We start from the raw sequence: 19,359 nt of genomic DNA, 5'->3' as shown, positions 1-19,359 counted from the left end.
TAAAGCTAACCACCAGATTATGTGCGGTTTTTTCTTTGCTTGAAGATGGGCGGGAATATAAATTTCAATTGTGACACAGCCTACCTGTATGCCGGTGGTCATTGACAATAATATTTATGGATTTTTTTGAAGTAAATGTATTGATTGAAAGATAGCGCAATAAGTATAATAGGTTTCAACTGTATAGTGCTTTTTAATACTTGCTACAGCTGCTCCAGAGATCGCCGAATCAATACAGAGAGCTTCAAATACGTCACAACTAAATTCTAACTTTAAAGGTGTTACAAATAAAATAAAATACATTTTTCAGGCGGAGGAAGTTAAAAGAGTTGTCAAAAATCAAATTAGTTATTTTTGTAACTATAATCACGCTTTTTAGTTTTTTTGTTGTGCTTGTAGTTAGTGAAATGATCCTCAGATTTAAAAGGCACCATATTGAGAATAGTGATCATCTTGATTATGGTATGATGGTTTATGACAAAGATCTGGGCTGGAAGTTAGACCCAAACTGGAATGGCCGACATAAACACTATGACTATGATGTAAGCTACTCAATCAATTCACTGGGATTTCGTACTGGTTCTAAAAAGAGAAAGGAACAGACTGGTCTTACTTACGCTTTCGTTGGTGACAGCTTTACGTTTTCCTTTGGTGTGAACGATAGTGAAACCTTTATTCAGCTACTTAATTCGCGAGATGTAAATGATAATTTTTATCTTAATTATGGTATTCCCGGTTATAGTACTGACCAGGAGTATTTATTAATCAAAAAAAGGATTTTAAAATTCTCACCTGATGTTGTTCTGTTGGTAGTCTACCTTGGAAATGATTTATTCGACAATGAACTTCCCTTTCCATTACAGGCAAATCGCGGGAAGCCATTTTATGAATTAATATCTGATGAACTCATACTAAGAAATACACCAGTTCCCATGGTACTTAAACCGGCGGAGCAATATAAAAAAAATCTGACAAATGTAGTCTTGGGTGAAGGCTATAATGCTAATAGTTTGATCTCTCGCATCGTGGATAAAATTGAATTGTTTCGGCTACTAAAAATGAATTTTTCCAGGATACCAGATTATTCTGAACAATTTAAAGGCAGATTTAATCATGCTATCAATCTTTTTTTAGCTCTAGTAGATAAAATACATGATGAATGTACTGAAAACAAAGTTAAGTTAAGTTTGATCTTAATGCCGGGAAGGTCTTATATTGAACGTCCAAATTCGGTCTCATCACAATTTCAGGACTACTTACGTGAAATAATTGTGGAGAGTAAAGGAAAGATGAATGTGGATGTAATTGATCTTGCAACACGTTTATGTGAAAGGTACAAGATGGAACCCGGTAAATGGTTTTATTCACACGAAGGACATCTTACAGCAGAAGGACACCGGGTTGTTTCGGATATTTTATTGCCTATTTTGCCGTGATTGAAGAATAGAAAAAAATTTATTAAAATAAAAAAGAAGATAGTCCTCCTTCCATCGTAATTAGGGTTAATTATAACATATTTACTGCCCACATCTTTGTAAGTTTATGTGGAGGCTCTTTAGTAAATAAAACAAGAAAATCAACTTGACAAAATGTATTGCGGTGTTTATTGTAGCTAACAATAATGTTGTCTAACATTAGATAGCGCATATCTATTTGTGGCTCTTTTTAAGGTTTTGCTATAGATTTAATATTCCTTTATCATCTGCATATCTTATGAAATGTAGTGAGGAATCCTGATATACAATTTTTTTAGCTTGATGATCGTTAGTTGGTATTTGATTGTTAAGTTTCTGCTAAGTTACGCAACATAAAGGATGCAGCTACATAAATCGCTCAATTAAGGTTATAAAAGCATACTGATTATTATGGATTTAAAAAGACAAATATTTTCAAGAAATATATTATTTTTCTTGTTCTCTATCGTTACATTCATAATCTTTTATATGCCACTTATGAGCATAGTGTCTTCTTTATTTCAAATCACCTCTTACATTATATTTATTCCTTTGATGAGCGGTTATATGATATATACAAAAAGAAAAGAAATTTTTTCGGGAGTCCATTATTCTTTTGTATATGGTGGCGCTATTATAACTGCTGGTATTGTTCTTTATATATTAGGAAAATTTCATATTATTAATCTTAATCAAAAAGATTTATCATCTCTTTTAACATTTTCTGCTTTTATTTTCTGGTTTGGAGGTATTGTTCTTTTCTATGGTATTGAATCATTTAAAACTATGTTTTTGCCATTATTGATTCTCGTTTTCATGATGCCGTTCCCCATATTTTTAAAAGATATGGTTATTTCTCTATTACAAAAGGGATCTGTTGAGGTATTTCATTTTTATTTAATGTTAACGGGTATTCCGTATTCTCGGGATGGCTTCACTTTTCAATTATCAGGTGTAAGTATTGAAGTGGCCAAACAGTGCAGTGGGGTCACATCTGCCACAGCCCTCTTTGTTGCGGCCTTGCTCTCAGGCCATCTTTATATATCGAGTGGATGGAGGAAAATTGTCGTACTTCTGTCAGTTTTTCCAATCGCAATACTTAAAAATGGGCTAAGAATTGCGGTTCTCAGTGTGTTAGGATGTTATGTGGATAAGACATACTTAACTGACAGTCTTCTCCATAGCAGAGGAGGGATACCATTTTTTGTTATTGCCCTTGCATTGTTATTTCCAGTGGTCTGGTTCCTGAGAAAATCTGAGAGAAGGCAATCTAAAATAGAGAGTATTACAGTTTAGATGGATTTATGGTTGAGGTTTATAGTGATATTGACTTTGTATCCGACTATGTTTTTTTATTATTTACATTCAAATCATAATGGAAATTAAGTAATTCTTACAGGAGATTTATTTTTATGAATGATTCTCAAAAATTTCAAAGTAACAAAGGTAAAAGATGGAAATTCTGGCTCATATTTGTTGCTACTCCAATCATAGTAATTATATGTATTCTATTTGCTGCCTTTTACGTTTATATAGGTAAAGATGTCTGGAAAAAGCGAGATCTTGAACAAGGACTTGTATTTGCAAAAGTTCAAAGGAATAGGGAAGCTTTAGAGATATTTGAAAAGGAGTTAGCAAAGAATCCAAGGAACGCTAATATTCACTATTACATGGCCGTTTCATATTCAAATTTAGAGGATTATGAAAAGGCAATTGCAAAACTGGAAACGGCACTCAAGATCAAACCTGATTTCTCAGATGCACACATTCTACTTGCAAACATAAGTTTATCTAAAGCAATTGAATTGAGAAGGCTCGGCAAGGCAGAGTCTCTGGTCCTCGAAAAACTTTTGGAGGCAGAAGATATATGCAGGGCTGAGATTGAGAGAAATCCCAATTATCAAAATGCATATACTTGTCTGGGGCAGATTCACACTGAACAGGGTTTGATTGAAGATGCAATAATAAATTATGAAGAAGCCCTTAAACTTGATGATAAGTTATTAACTGCACATATAGCAATTGCCAGGTTGTATGCTCAGAGAGACAAAATTGACTTGGCAGAAAGACACTGTAATCTCATTTTGTCAGAAATTGATCATGATAATTATGAAGCCCGGATGCTTTTGTCCCTGATTTATGAGAAGCAGGGAGAACTTGATAAGGCAGTTGAGTGCCTGACCCGCATTTTAAAGAAAAAGCCAGATGATTTAGCTGTTCACACTCAACTTGGTCTTTTCTACTTGAAATTGTCAAAATATGATGAGGCATTTAATGAGGTTCAAAAAGTACGTAAATTAAGCCCTGTCATTTTACCTCCTTTAGCTAATTTTATAGAGGGTTGTGTACTGTTTCAAAGAAAAGATTATAAAAACGCTATAGTTTCGTTAAAGGAGGTAACAGAGAAGATACCAGATTTTATACAGCCTCATTATGTTTTGGCCCTTGCCTTAATTGAAAACAGGCAATTAGAAGAGGCAAGATTTGAATTCAAGACGACAATAGGCCTTTCTCCAGAATTCATTCCTGCTCAAATAGGTCTTATGAGGCTTTTGGAAAAAGAAGGCAATTATAATGAAATAGTCAGGTTGAGCAAAGATGTACTTGCAATGGAACCTGAAAATTTGAATATAATGCAGATTCTTGGGAACACATATGTAAACTTAAGAGATTTTAAAAGTGCAGAAGCAGTGTTTCAGAAGATTCTTGAGTTAAAACCATCTATTGGAAATATAAAAATGGCAGGTTTTAGTCTCGCAACTGGTCAATTAGGGAAGTGTATTCGCCAATGTGAAGAGATTATTAAGTCAAATCCAGATGAGGCTAGAGCCTATGATATCCTTGGCCTTGCTTATTTAAGAGAAGGGAACTTTGAGGAGTGTATCAAGCAGTTTGAAAAGGCAATTGAAAAAAACCAACGTATGGTAGATGCACACCTCAATCTTACCCGGGCATATATAGTAACAGGAAGGAATAAGGATGCAATAAAGACGCTTGAGGATCTGATATCTTTTGACCCGAATAACCTGCAGGCAAATACGTTACTTACAAGTTTATATGAAAAAGAGGGTAATATTGATAAAGCCATTAACATACTTGTAAATGTGATGGCAATAGAACCTGAATATCTTCCGGGTTATAAAGTGGCTGGTCTATATTTATTAAATGGCATGGCAGATGAGGCCGTAGATATTTGTAATAGGGCTCTAAAGCTTGCACCAGAAGATGCTGATTTTCACATCAATCTTGCAGTCGCTCACCAGGATAAGGGAGAATACACCCAATCAATATTATCCTGCCAAGAGGCAGGCAAACAAAAGCAGTTAAAACCTTTCCTCAATATCCTCATGGCAAATATACATACAGCAAATGGTGACTTTGATAAGGCGGCTGACTATTTCTTAAAAGGTAGCGAGGCGTTTGAGAGAAAAGAGTATACAAATGCTGTAGCCTTATTAAAAAAAGTGACCGATAGGTTACCAGGGTCAGCACAGGCTCATTATATACTGGCTATTGCACTAATGGAGAGTGGTAATATAAAAAAGGCCAAGGCTGAATTTACTACTACATTAGATCTCGCACCTGGATTTATTCCAGCCCAAATAGGCCTGGCAAAATTACTTTTCAGGAGTGGCTGGTATAGAGAAGCAATCAGGTTGGCTAAAAACATTCTTGATATTGAGTCAGATAATTTGGAGGTAATGTGCCTTATCGGTAAATCATATATGAAATTAGAGGATTTTGAAGATGCCGAATTGATATTTAAAAAGATTATCAAGCTAGATCCTTTAATTGGTAAGATCTATATGGCACATTTAAGTCTTGCGTCAGGGCAGTTAAGCAAGTGTATCAAAGAGTGTGAACAGATTATTCGAACAGACCCAGAAGAGTTAAAGGTATATGATATCCTTGGGCTTGCTTATGTAAGGCAAGGGAACTTTGATAAGGGGATTGAACAGTTTGCAAAGGCCATTGGGAAAAACCAAAATAAAGCAGATACACATTTGAATCTTGCCAAAGCATATGTAGTAACAGGGAGGAATAATGATGCCATTAATACACTTGAGATCCTGATCTCTTTTAATCCAATTAACCTGGAGGCAAATACAATTCTGGCGAACCTATATGAAGGTGATGGTAGAATTGATGACGCAGCAGACTTACTTGAAAGGGTGTTGGAGATAGATCCAGAATATCTTCCTGCTTATAAATTAGCAAGTTTGCGTTTATGGCAGGGCAGGGCAGATGATGCAATAGATTTGTGTAATAGGGCACTTAAGCTTACCGCGGAAAACGTTATGTTCCATATCAATCTTGCTATTGCATATCAAGAAAAGGAGAAATATCATGAATCAATATCATTATTCAAAAATGCAGGAGATCTAAGTTCAGACATTCCACTTTTCGATATGTTCATGACAAATATATATGTTTCTAATGATGACTTTTATAAGGCGCGTAAACAGGTAGAATCATCATTGATCTTTAATGACGAAGAGAAGAAAGAGTATCTTAAATTAGTTGATCTGTGCCAGAAAAATAAAAAAGACTCAAAGAAGGTAACATTAAACCTTAACAAGGCACTCGCTGCAAAGCAAATGTGTAATTTTGATTTAGCTATCAGTGAGAGCAAAAAGGCATTAGCCATTTTTCCACAGACTCTTATACCTGAGATGCTCATTGAACATGGTGAGGAAGAGGCTGTATCAATATATCAGAGACTGGCAGGTAAGGATGATGAATCTATATCTGTGCGACTTTCCCTCGCCAACCAACTCTTTAAAAAGGGTAGTATACATGAGACTGCAAAGATTACTGAAGAAACCATGGAACTCTATCCAGAGGATTTGTCATCCTATAATCTATTAGAAGAGCTGTTTATTCGAGATACTAAAGATACAAAGCATAAAGATTCCACTCATGGGTATTATGATATGGTCAGGCTTAAATTTACGAATGAACAGGTAGAGTCGCTCTCTATGTTTAATGATGCAGAGAAAAAGGAATATCTGGGATTAATAGAAATATGTAAAGATAATGAAAAGAAGGGTAAGCAGGTAACATTATCCATTAACAAGTATATAGTTGCAATACAAAGTGGTTATTTTAGTCTGGCAATTAAAGAGTGCGAAAAAGCAGCAAAAATATTACCAGATAACCTAGTACCTAAGATTTTTCTCGCGAGTACTTATCTGTCCGCTAATAAAAAAGAAGAGGCTATTAAGGTATATAATGAAATCATAGAGCGTAAACCAGAGTATGTTTCACAAGATATGGGAAAGGCGTATCTTGCAGCTCAAAAAGAGGAAGATGCTATTTCAACATATCAGAACCTGGCTGATCTTGATAACAATTCTGTCTCTACAAGACTAATCCTTGCAGGTCTGCTCTTTAAAAAGAATTCGGTAGAGGATGCAGTAAAATTGGTTGATGAGGCGATACAACTCTCCCCAGAAAACTTAAGGGCTCATAATCTATTGGGTGAGCTTAATCTTGCAAGCACAAGGTATGAGAATGCAGAAATGGCATTCTCAAAAATGCTGGAATTGGATGTGAACACCTTTGAAGGGCATTACAATATGGCCAGGTTAAAATTTGCGCAAAATGAGATTGATGAATGTATAAGATATTGTAAGAAGAGCCTTGAAATTAAACCTGCCGAAATACGTGTACTCACTGTTCTTGGAGCCGCTTATTTAAGGAAAGGCATGTTAAGCAACGCGGTGTTAGTGTTTAATAAAATAATAGACATTAATTCTAAATTTGTTCCAGCCCATCTAAACATTGCCAATATAAAGCTGCAACTTAATCAGCCCGAAATCGCATTGCCGCATTACAAAACAGCACTAAGGATTGATCCGCAAAATAATGTTGCTCGTTTAGGATTGGGAAGCGCTTACGCTTTAATCGGAAAGCACAAAGAGGCGATAGTTGAATTTGAAACGCTGAATAAAACAGAACCAGAAAATGTGGCTGTATATTTTAACATGATAAAAAGTTATTTGGCCATGGATCAAGATGACAAGGCACATGACGCCCTGGTGAAGGTTTTAGAACTGGACCCTGAAAACCAGACTGCTAGTTTGTTAATGTCAAAGGTGTATGTGAAAAATGAAGAAATATCAAAGGCTATAGAACAGTTGAGCTTCGTATTACAACATAATCCAGAATCTTCTGACGCATACGGACTGGGTATCTTATACCTGGATAGGGGTGAATACGAAAATTCAATCTCAACGTATAAGCAGGGAATTAACAATTTTCCGAATAATGTTTTTTTTCTATGCAGTTTGTCGATAGCGCATCTTATGAATGAAGACTATGATGGGGCAATAGATGCATGCTCAAAAGCAATAAACATTCAACCCGGTGGTATTATTCCAAACCTGTGTATGATAATCATATCATTGTCTAAGGATGATTTTGAAGGGGCCAGGCGTCATATCAGTAATGAGTCCTTGAGACTTAATAATATGCAAAAAGAGAGCCTCATGGGCTTAATAAATTTTAGTGAAAATAATAAGTTGACTTCTAAGATTGTATATCATTTGGGTCGTTCTATAGCATACGCCAATAGTAAATGGCTTAATCGCGTATTAAAAGAGCATGATAAAATTTCAGAAATAGCGATAACTGATGCGAGTTTATACCAGATACTGGCAGACATCCTGGTCTGGTCTGGCGGCGTTGATGAGGCCATAGAAATCTACAAAAGAGCTTTAGAAATGGCGCCAGATTCTCCCTCTGTGTATTATCAACTTGCAAATATTTATGCGCGTAATGCGAGAAATGATGAGGCTGAGACCCTCTATAAGAAGTTGATATCTATTGACCCTGATAACGTTATTGCTCATCTAAAATTGGCGATGATACTTCAGTCTAATGGTTTAATTAATGAAGCAGTAAAAGAGTATGAAATGGTAATAAAATTAGAACCGTCATCGATATTTGCGCACAATAATCTTGCGTATTTATATGCAACAAAGCTGCAGGGCAAAATAGATTATGCGATGAAATTTGCAAAAGACGCCAGGGAACTTGCCCCAAAAAATGCTAATATATTAGATACATACGGATGGATATGTTACTTGAATGGTGAGTACGATAAGTCAATAGCTGAACTTAAGAATGCTGTAAAAATTTCGCCACGGAATCCTACAATGCGCTATCACCTTGGGGTTGTTTATTACAAAACCGGGCTTGAGTTATTAGCATTAAAAGAACTGGAGTACGCGCTTAGACTAAGTAGTAATTTTCCAGAAGCAGAAAAAACCGGCAAATTAATAGAAAAAATCAGTTTTTACTGAAAAGGTGATAACTTGGATTTTTAGTTACTTAAGATCGTTTAAGGGGTTATTGTGTAAGGAAAACAAGTAACAATATTGACAAGGACCTTGTTTGTTAATATTGTTCATAAACAATATCCAAATATTCTGGTTAAAAAGAAATAGTATTTTTTATCTTGTGTAATTGTTATAGTTTGCTAAAATACTGTTTCAAGATTCAAACATGATTGTTTTTCATTACGTGAGGTTCTAATAATATTTAATAAATTAAGCATATTATTGAATTTTTTTAAGAAGAAGATATAAACATGGGAAAGGTGGGTGCTGTATGAAAAAACATTTGTTAGTTATCGGATTTGCTTTGTTTCTATCGTTGGTATTTGTTTTACCGTCAAAAAATGTTTCCGCAGATATTGTAGACGATACCGGTGCTGGTGCGTATTGGGGCGGTAACCCGCCAGGGACTATGGAGAAGGACGTAATCGGTAGTTTTGATTTCCAAATAGAAAACGCGGAGGTAACCTTTGTTAAAGGTACTTCACTTAGTATTAAAATTAATACTGGCTTTATTACAAGTGGGATAGGTACCTATGGTGCGGGAGATACATATAACTTAACTGATCAGACCAAGAACGCATCTATACCAGACGACGCTGATGGGAAAGGGATGGGGATAGGTGACCTATTTCTGGCAGAAGTGTGGAATCCGGCTGGAAACGATCCACATCACATATTAGATTCGCATAGCACAGGTACCGAATGGGAAAAAGCTATTAAATTTGACACTTTTAGTGACCATTGGAACGCAGATCTCTCCGGTGGTGGTCATAGGGATGCTTCGTTAGTAGATCTTTCCAAAGGGTTCAAGGACAACAACAACAACGCATACATTTCAAGTGAATTACTAAGTGGCGGTATATATCGACATGATCAGGAAGTAATGGTTACACAGGATACCAACGAATGGGAAGTCGTAAAAAGCGCAGGAGTAGATATTAACCTCACTAATGCAACAAAGCCAGACTTTGGAATGATAGAATTCACGATAGATGATCTAGCAGGTACCGGTATGGAAACTTGGAATACTCTCGCCTTTCATTTTACGATGTCTTGCGCTAACGACGTTATTGAAGGTAGTGTTCCAGAACCCTCCCTTGAACTACTTTTTGGTATCAGCCTTGTCGGTTTAGTAGGTGTTGGAGCAGTACGAAGGATTAAACAGAAAACAGTAGTAAATAGCTAGGTAGTTGTTTATCTAATATTGTATCATTATGATTAAGCCTGCATTCTTGATTCAAATAAGGATGCAGGCTTTTTGTCTATCCTCCTAATCCAGCCGTAGCCACTTCAATTAATGCTGCACGTATTTCCAGATGCTTGTTAAATCCGCACCGTGCTATAAAGGGAGTTGAATTATTCTAATAAATCTAAAAGAGGCTCTGTTAGTTGTGCAATAGTATCTGGATCAGAAATTTTATTATAAATGTCTTCAAGATAATGTGATAATGACTGGTCTGTATCGATGTAAGGTATAGATTTGCGAATAAAATCATAAAGATATTGTGTGGCTGGTGACAAGAGTTCTTTCCCTTTACCTTCAGGTTCATTAACCGCCCGTAAGTCAACAGCCTGCATAGATGCTATAAGATTTGTCGCAACAGCATATCTGGCCAATCTCAGATTTTCCTTAGCAAGCAACCATGAGGTAAGCCCATGGGCTGTAATGTCTTGATTATCTTCTTCATGTACACCAAAGAATGTGGTAACCGGTATGGATAAAACGGAAGAGTAAACTTCCATCATACCCATCTGTATCTGTATTCCCTTAAATGTACACTTTGTTAAAGATTTATTATCTGAAAGATTGTCTGGAAGTCCATTATTTTCATTTCTATTGATAAGTCTTGCTAAGTGCCTGTCGTTAACTTTGGTGATGTGTGTAAGTATCTTTCTCATTTGATCTATTGATTCTGCCATATGAATTCCTAAAAAGTTTCCACCGCTAACCCACTGCCACGGTTTTTCTCCATCTGTAGCGTAATCAGGAGGAACCCAGATTGGGTTGTCAGAGACGCTGTTTATGTTGGTAGTAATGGTGTCCTTTATACGTATGAGATTTTCCCAGTGTGGGGCAAAAAACTGACTTAAACAACGAAGACTGTAGCCATCCTGCACTTTTACTCCACTCTCACGTAACTTATGCCCTGACATTTCTTGATAGGAAAGCTTACTCCCTTGAAGGAGTTTTCGATATAGCAGTGCTGCAAACTTTTGTCCTGGATGGAGACGAACTCCAGATAGTATAGGATGAAAGGAACGGTCAGTGCCTCTTAACGCTTGAATGATAAGTGCTGAAACTGCTGTGTTAAGCAGCATTAGTTGGACGGTATCAACAAACAATAGAGCAGCCGCAGCAGTGGAAAAGTTATCACCATTTACAAGGCCCAAACCAGCTTTTGGTCCCAATTCAAGCTTTTTTAGTCCTGCCGCTGTAAGCGCATTATCGGCGGTTCTCGTTACGCCATTCCTATCTATCACTTTTGTTGTGCTTCTTTGCATCGCAGCATTTAAGATACGACAGTTCTGTGCGAGATCGCCTGATGCTCCAATGCTTCCGTAAGATCCAACAATGGGAGTTATGTCTTTGTTTAACATTTCGATGAAGATCGAAAGGTCATCTAGTTTAACTGCGCTCATTCCTGGCAGCAGCATATTTACCCTGATAAGCATAGCTGCCCGAACCACATCTTTAGGGAGAGATGGCCCAACAGAAACATCTGCAATCAATATAGATTCGGAAATTCTTCTTGCAATTTTCACACGCTCCTCTTCATCACCATCATGGTGTAATCTTCCAGCCTGTGCGCCAAATGAAGAATTTGTCCCATATATCGGAATACCATTACGCACCTGTTCCATCATATGGTCATAACTGTCCTGCATTCTCTGTTTTTTTTCTGGTGTTAATTTGATATGAACAGGAAGGCACTTTCTTGCAATGGAGAGGACGTCTTCAACTGAAAGGTTGGAATCTCCATTTAAAGTGACATGCTTTTTACCAGTGGACATTAAAAAAGAAACAAAATTTTTATTCATTAATTTTTCAGTACAAACCTGTTTTAGTCTTTTCTAAAAGTAGCTAGTGTGATAGCATTCATCAAATCTATTGGATCTTGTTCGTGAATTTCACCTACAGTATCTAATGCCTTTAATTGTTTATTCAGAACAGTATTTGTCAATTTAAAATCCTTAGTTCGGTTTGCTAGTTCTGGTATTTCATTCCAATTTTTACTGATATCACAAATGTCATTAACTATGTTATTTTGAACTCCATTTTTTTTGGCCAAAAATGACGTTTTCTGGATATAATCCTGCGGCCCTAGCATCCCCCTTGATCCCCTGGAGACTTTAGTATTATTATGACCACTTCCTCTATGACCAATTTCTTTAATTAGGTCAAGTTCTTTTTCATAATTTGCCTTAAACGCTCGGATAAGGTTATATCTATGCGTCATTGTCATGTCTGGCGATTTAGCCAACTCATTACCAAACTCCAAGAATAAGCGATCTCCTTCTTCAAGTTTACCATGATAAATCATGTCTAACGATTTTTCCCATAATCTATAACAGGGGAAAGACTGATAGTCATTTCTTTCAGAACGGTGTACGACACGGACCAGGCAGTAATCGTATTCCCTGAAATGTTTGCTTGTGTTTTTATCTTCTCCGTAAAACAGACGGCCATCCTTGACCCATAGATTGTTAAGCTTTATATTGTCTTCAGGGCAGTTAATATAGACAAGGTAACCCTCCTGGAAGCGATGAGGATCGTCTTGTGTATCTTTAAATTCATCTCTGGTACCTAATCTGAATTCGACATCTTTCATACCTAATAATCGTGGAAGCCCTTCGCCCAGAGGCTTGGCAATACGAAGATATGTTGAAAGCATCGGGTTGTCAAAAGTTTTTACTATATTTTGGAGAAAGTTAAAAAGATTCTCCGCAAGGTCGTTTACCTTGACACGATACAAACCTACAAAAAGTGAAATATTATCACCAACATAAGGAATGGGCCCGGCAACCCTGGTATTAAGGTATTCTACGTACTCTCCTTTAGTGTGTCGTTTTACCTCACTCTCTTTAAGAAGTTGATTTTCAACAAAAAAAGGAATGATATGCCTTCTTCCATCATATATAAAATCGCTTACAACAATGCTTAAGGGAATAAAGTCTCGCCAATATTCACTCTTGTCCCGGAGAAACATTTCGGATAGTTGAATTTCAAAATAACTTTTGTTCGGTACAAATTCATCAGGGGAAAACCCTTCAACATGGTCTCCAGGGATGCGGTTGTAAAACTTTCGCTTTGTTTGTTCACTTGTAATATTTTGGAAAAATTCTTTTAATCCCATGCCCACCCCTTAAAAGTGAAATATGGTTTAATCTCCCATTTGCATAATTAACATTGGAGCAGCCCAGATTTTATTATCAGAATCTAATTTACGCATTTTTGTTCGTGCTTCCAACAAGGCATATTCTAATGATTTTAATTTAAAAAGATATTCATAAAAAATCTTGGCAAGTTCTTTAGCCTTATCATCATCTATTTTCCAGCGAAAACCAATGGCAGAAGGAACTTTATTTCTAGCAAGCTCAAATACGAAATCTTCGTTCGAACTGTGACAACTACTCAAGTAAATGAATCTACATTTTGTTACCCTTAATAATTTGGCAAAATCAGTAATTTCAATGGGAATAGGTGATTTTGCTTTCCCTGGAAAAAAAACAAAACCATTGCCTTTTTGATCACAAAAAGAATGTCCTGCAAAGTGTACAAGATGCCATGTTTCACTTTTGAGTATATTCTCCACGTATTCTTCAAAAGAATTTTCTGCTGAAAACTTATATGAGTACTCTTTATTATTTTTTGTTACGATTATTTCACTTCCTGAATTATTATGAGAACATTCGATTTTAAATACTTTACCTGTTTTAACTGATTCTTTACTATTACAGAAAAATTCGTGAAGAAAATCAGCTTCATATTCTATATTTTTAAGTTCAGGCAGTACCATATCCTCTCCCTCTTCATCTTTCATACCTACAAATCCATGGCTATCTGCCTCGATGATAAGGCAATTAATAGGCCCTTCATTTGTCTCATCATCATGAAAAAGAGGGTATCCTAAGGTTTCAACATTTTGTAATCTACGAGTGATTGGAGTTTCAAGCATCCAATAGTTATTGGATATTTCATCTGCACTATATAAAGCTTCAAGAAAAATAGGGTTAGCTCCTTTTTCAATTAAAAACCTTATCTTTGCATTTTCAATCCCTATTCCCTTACCAATTTGAGCATAAAAATGTTCGTGCAAAGTTCTATTCTTTACAAAAATTTCTTTTATTAATATTTTTCCAACGGCTTGAAGTTCTTCCTCCCATCTAGATTTTCTGATATCTTCAATATTTCGTGAACGTTTTACTAGATCTTCCATCATTTCTAAATCAATTTTGAGATTACCATGATCTTCATAAGGAAATCCTACTCCTTTCAGAACATAACTACCCGCATTTTGATCAAAATTTAAATTGATATCAAGGTTTACAATTTTTCTTTTTTCTTTTTTTTCTTCCTGTGTACCCAACTCTTTTTTGGCGAATTCAAGTAGATCATCTTCCATTTTCTCACTTGTCGGCACCAACTTGCAGCCGGCAATTTTCTGTGCAGCATTGTATAATTCAGGGTTGGATGCATCTGAGATAAGTATACTTGGAATATTATGTTTTTCATTTTCCAGCCATTTCAAAAAGACAAAGCCCCTTTTTTCGTCTTCGTTAAGAGGGCTTTTATTGTCTATGGGAATATTTAAGTGGGTAATGACCAATCCACAATCATACTTCAGGTCTTCTATTATCACTTTCTTTGCTTTCGCTTCACTAATAGCATTTCGTATGTCTACGTTATGACCGTCTTCTGAAAGCCCTTTCCTTATTATGTCCTCAATTACCTCTCTCTGTTCCGGATCATGAATAACGATGAGAACGTTAATATTCATTTTCGTTCCTCTCTCAAGTCAATAGGTAAATCAATGTGGAACTCTATTCTTCCACTGCTTTTCTCTTGTTTGTATTCTCCGTCATGTTGTTTTATAAAATCTTTCACAATCTCTTCACCAAGAGCCATTTCAGCCAACGTTCGCGAATATTCTGCATTAGATAGTTCTGGGTAAAAACCGTTTATATGCAATTTAATCATATTATTTTTATTGAATATGTTCACAAGTATCTTTTCATCTTCCGGGACGTATCTTAACAAATAAGAAAGAATTGTTTTGAGACAAAAAGAAAGTTGGAAGATGTCACCGTACATCGACGGCATTTGTTTTTTTTCATACTTAATTAAATTTTTTTCTGCCACAGGAAGCTCATCCATAACGATATCAATCACTTCCGAGATCTCTATGCGTATTTTATCATGAGAAAACCCACCTTTTTTTTCATCATAATTATAAAGAGCAAGCCTGTCATAGGTAAGTTCAACCTTATGCAACTGCCTGATGGCTTTTTCCAACATCTCTAAATCAAGCTCGTTTTTACTCTTTATTTTTTTCAACCATCTAAAAACCAGTGAAAGAGGTGTTTTCGTCTGTGTTGCTATCTCTTGGTACATTTTATCCAGTAAAGCCATCTTTTCTAATCGTTTATGTTGTGTCAAATCTTTGGCAATAAAAACTTTTTTAGCAAATTCTTCTGGTAATCGAACCACAGACAGGAGCACATTCACTTCTTTGTTAGACTTACTCAGCAAAACAACTTCATCACTGGGAATATTATCAGCATCTAATATATCCTTGGTAACATCCTCATTATTAATAAATTCCTTGAAATACCTGTTTTTCATCTCTTTTTCTAAATAGCCAAGTAACTTCAAAGATGCTGGATTTACCCTCTCTATCTTCCCCTTACTGTCGGTGACAATTACCATATCTGAGGCAAATTCTAATGTAGAATTGAGAAAATATTGGATATTGGATTTTTCCACTAATGATTGTATTTCGTTGATTATTACCTTTAAAGCATCTTCTTCATTTTTTGAAATAGCATTCTTTTGTGAATCTTCTATGTTGAGTAACCAAACAACATCGCCTTCCATGATAATGGGCAGGCAGAGTTCAGAAGTCGTATTTTGAAAACCTTCCAGATATTTATCTTTATATTTGCTATCTCCGCGCACATCTCCCGTATTTACAATTTTTTTGTTGGCGTAGACATGGCCAAGGATACCAGCATTTATAGGTTGTTCATAACCTTTAAACAAAGAAAATGCTTTAGAACTGGATTTCTGGCACAGTAGTCGTATTTTCTTTTGTCCTTCATTCACCTGGAAGATAGAAACATGTTGCCAGTTATAGTGTTCACTGAGTCTTTTGACAATCACAACTGCTATCTTCTTAATATTATTAGATGCAGACGAAATATCTTTAATAAGATTAAGTCGAAATGTTAATTCCTTTTCCTTTTCAAAAGACATAGCGGTAAGCACAGCTTCATCTAAGGGTAGTTTTTTATATTCAAAACAATCTTTGTGCTTTTTTATTTCATCTTTTTTATTGAAAGTATCTTCTTTTCTGCTTAGAAGGAAAAAGGATGCTACCGTATTACCTTCTCTTATGACATTATATCCGATTAAGGAACGGAAGCCCTGAAACATGAACTGTTCTGATAGTTGAGGTAAATCATTCGTAGTAAAAACGGTCTTCTTTTTTACAATGTTTGCCATATTAGAGGGTAGCTCTCGCCACCGGACCTTTTCACTCTCTTGTTCATCTCTTTGTGGATAGGAAAAAAGTATACGTTCATGGTTCATATCAGAACTATATACAAAAACTGTGAATAGTTCAAAGGGAACAAGTACGTTTGTTATTCTCGCTGCATTTTGAAGAAGTTGTTGCTCGTCATGGATAGTTTCAATATGTTTATGCATTTCCTTAGCCGCTTTATCCAATTCAATATTCCGGAATATTGCCAGTGTTCCAATTGATTTCCCCAGGGAATTTTTTTCGGACATGCCAGTGATCATAACTGGAATCTGTTTTCCATCGGCGCGGGTTATTTCAACCTCATACTCATTACTCAATCCATCTTCCATTCGCTTCTTAAGCTGGTTTTTAACAATTTCATAGTTTTTTGTATCAAATATATCACTTACAAGCTTTCCTTGTAATTTATCTGACTGGCAGATTTCTTCACACATCGTTTTGTTTGCATAAGTTATTATTCCTTTAGTATTTGCTTTGGCTATTCCTACAGGTGAGTGCTTAAAGATAGTCATCTCCGTCTCAATATCTGTAATACTGGCATATCCCCCTATTTTATTGCCATCTATAAAGATAGGAGCGATCTCTGCTTTGACTGTTTTTGTTCTACTGTTATTGACTATTAATTGCAACTGTTGTATTATTGGTTTCTCACCTGGACTACCGGAAATCGCCATTTGTTTAACTTCTTGATCATCATCTATAAATAGAGATTCAAATTGTTTACCAATAATAGCTTTTGAGTCCATGAGTACATGCATTTCTTTATTGGCATAGATTATTTTTCCATTTATATCAAACTGACAAAATCCCCTGCTACCCAATTCACAGACGTATTCATAAACCTCTGATGTTTCTCTAAGAACGGCTTCGAATACGTTTGAAAGCTTCATTCGAGTCAGGTTTCTACAATCTATAAGTTCTATGGCTTTTATATCGTGTGAACGTTGTAACACCTTTTCAATAGTTTCCTCAAGAGACCTTACTTCAAAATAGAAATCTGAAATCGAATACTCTTCTTTTCTGATCTTGTATAAAATTCTTTCTAAATCTGAGTCCTCTAATCCGATATTGCATGACAATAATAACTTTAACAGCAAAGAGAACAACCCTTTTCTTTCTTCTTGATTTTTTTTAATTAAAAATATTTTCTGGTCTGCTTTATCGTTCCATTTCTGCCTTAAAGCGTCTAGCCAGCTATCGAAGATTTCAGTCCTTTTCAGTTCAATGTACTTTGTGATTTTGGGATTTAAGTCTGTTGATTCGTTTTGATTGTGAGTTTTCATTAAACCAACCTCCTTTTTAAACCATCTATTGACCCTTGAGAGTTTCTCTATCATACTTCAACTAAAAAAAACTGAAATATTAATTTGCTATTGAAATATCAAATAATAATTACAATAGCGAATTTCCAGGGACTGAAATTAAAAAGAGATAAATGAAACAGGTAAATTTAACACAATGATTTGTTATAGAAGCATAACAATATCTATTTCCTTTCAGAAAACTCTTCACAAATGTCTGCGAGAGAAAGATATTGCATGCCTCACTATAATGAATGAGGATTAGAATAGGCAAAACGCTATTTTCTCTCAACATTATAAGCTTATTATGATTTAGGAATAGTAATAATCTACTTGGTATACGTAGTTTATATTATAAAAAATGGCGGTTGTGTATGTTATGCCATTTATTCAATTTAGACACCTCTTTAGAAGATAGAAATTGATTTTCCTGGTAAAGTAACCAAGGTTTTCTGGAGATAATGTTTAAGAGTCAAATCCGTTTCTTCAAGGCGAAAAGCAAGTGACTCAACAATACTTTTCATAAACCTTTTATTATTTGATAGATTTAATTCAAATGTTTTCTTATCCATAGTATTCAACTCACAGTTTGTGTTAGCTTTTGCTGATGCAACACGTCTATTTCCCGTTATTAAAGACATGTCCCCAAAAAACTCACCTGGTTCAATGATTGCTAATGCTACTTCTTTATCTAATACTCTTTTCACAATCTTGACCATGCCGGAAACTATAAAATATATCTCCTTACCTTCTTCCTTCTCTTTAAATATAATCTCATTTTTCTTAAAACGTATTTCTTTGTTTGTGAAAATTAAATCTTTAATATCCATCGTAAAACCTACCCTATAATTTCACAGGAAAGAAAACATCTTCCAGATTAAAACAACGCCTGAAGTAACATGCTTATTTTTAATCTAGAAATTATAAAAAACAGATTATTTTTTGTGTCTATTCCGTAAAAGCTTATTTCAACCATAGATGATATGGGATTGCTTTATAGGAACAAAATTAAGGATAGAACAACGATGAGTAGAAATCAAGTATTTTTTCAAGTCAATATGTTTGGATTGTTATACAATGTGGTTGAATTTGTGAAGCATGATGGGGGATAGTGGTTACACCACAGCTTAACTGTTGCTACCAATTTAGAAAGGGATCTATGGATGATAAATGGGATGTCATTAAAAATCCAAATAAAAGGTAACAAGGCCCAGCTGGAAACCGAACTGATTGTTACTGAGAGTGACAAACTACTGATTGTCAGAATACCTCCGATTTTCACCATGACCGATACATCAAATTTAATTTTTAAAGGAAACACTATTTTTGTAAGATATCAGAGATGGGGTTCCCTATCAGGGTTTCAGTCTCAAATTGTAGATTTTGATCTTGTCAAAACCAAACAACACTATGAATCCAATTTCACTTGACATAATGTCATTATCAAAATAGAATATTCAATTCTTATAAATCAGCAATTTGTTCAGTATTCTACTAT

The 19,359-nt window shown here is 35.4% G+C and carries 10 protein-coding genes; 5 read left to right on the top strand and 5 right to left on the bottom strand.

What is annotated here, in order from left to right; all coding sequences use genetic code 11:
* Positions 1-329 precede the first annotated feature (329 nt).
* The 4 genes from SCALIN_RS08360 to SCALIN_RS08345 all read left to right on the top strand — a co-directional run bounded on the left by SCALIN_RS08360 (position 330) and on the right by SCALIN_RS08345 (position 9,983).
* Entirely contained in the window at positions 330-1,436 is a 1,107-nt protein-coding gene (locus SCALIN_RS08360; RefSeq protein ID WP_096894053.1) for an SGNH/GDSL hydrolase family protein, read from the top strand.
* 429 nt (positions 1,437-1,865) lie between these two features.
* A complete protein-coding gene (locus SCALIN_RS08355) occupies positions 1,866-2,750 on the top strand; it encodes an exosortase/archaeosortase family protein (protein WP_096894052.1) in 885 nt (294 codons plus the stop codon).
* Positions 2,751-2,866: 116 nt separating this feature from the next.
* A complete protein-coding gene (locus SCALIN_RS08350) occupies positions 2,867-8,761 on the top strand; it encodes a tetratricopeptide repeat protein (RefSeq protein ID WP_096894051.1) in 5,895 nt (1,964 codons plus the stop codon).
* 307 nt (positions 8,762-9,068) lie between these two features.
* On the top strand, positions 9,069-9,983 hold the full coding sequence (locus SCALIN_RS08345) for a hypothetical protein (RefSeq protein WP_096894050.1): 915 nt from the start codon (positions 9,069-9,071) through the stop codon (positions 9,981-9,983).
* 170 nt (positions 9,984-10,153) lie between these two features.
* Here SCALIN_RS08345 and SCALIN_RS08340 read toward each other — a convergent pair whose 3' ends face one another.
* The 5 genes from SCALIN_RS08340 to SCALIN_RS08320 all read right to left on the bottom strand — a co-directional run bounded on the left by SCALIN_RS08340 (position 10,154) and on the right by SCALIN_RS08320 (position 18,691).
* Positions 10,154-11,836 (bottom strand): aromatic amino acid ammonia-lyase, encoded by a 1,683-nt coding sequence (locus SCALIN_RS08340; protein ID WP_096894049.1) that lies wholly within the window; start codon positions 11,834-11,836, stop codon positions 10,154-10,156.
* A 23-nt stretch (positions 11,837-11,859) separates the two neighbouring features.
* The gene (locus SCALIN_RS08335) at positions 11,860-13,152 is read right to left on the bottom strand and encodes a hypothetical protein (RefSeq protein ID WP_096894048.1); all 1,293 of its coding nucleotides are present in this window, start codon (positions 13,150-13,152) and stop codon (positions 11,860-11,862) included.
* A gap of 27 nt (positions 13,153-13,179) precedes the next feature.
* Positions 13,180-14,658, bottom strand: coding sequence for a CHAT domain-containing protein (locus tag SCALIN_RS08330; RefSeq protein ID WP_162532219.1), 1,479 nt, complete (start codon positions 14,656-14,658; stop codon positions 13,180-13,182).
* A 134-nt stretch (positions 14,659-14,792) separates the two neighbouring features.
* Positions 14,793-17,843, bottom strand: coding sequence for a PAS domain S-box protein (locus SCALIN_RS08325; RefSeq protein ID WP_162532218.1), 3,051 nt, complete (start codon positions 17,841-17,843; stop codon positions 14,793-14,795).
* 425 nt (positions 17,844-18,268) lie between these two features.
* Positions 18,269-18,691: a Crp/Fnr family transcriptional regulator gene (locus SCALIN_RS08320; RefSeq protein ID WP_096894045.1), complete on the bottom strand. Its 423-nt coding sequence runs from the start codon at positions 18,689-18,691 to the stop codon at positions 18,269-18,271.
* Positions 18,692-19,036: 345 nt separating this feature from the next.
* Here SCALIN_RS08320 and SCALIN_RS08315 point away from each other — a divergent pair, with 345 nt between their 5' ends.
* Positions 19,037-19,291 carry a hypothetical protein gene (locus tag SCALIN_RS08315; RefSeq protein ID WP_133111771.1) on the top strand — a complete coding sequence of 85 codons (255 nt, stop codon included), beginning with the start codon at positions 19,037-19,039 and terminating at the stop codon, positions 19,289-19,291.
* Positions 19,292-19,359 lie beyond the last annotated feature (68 nt).

This window comes from Candidatus Scalindua japonica (assembly GCF_002443295.1).
In the GTDB taxonomy this organism is placed as follows: domain Bacteria; phylum Planctomycetota; class Brocadiia; order Brocadiales; family Scalinduaceae; genus Scalindua; species Scalindua japonica.
This window is presented reverse-complemented; position numbering and strand designations above follow the sequence as displayed.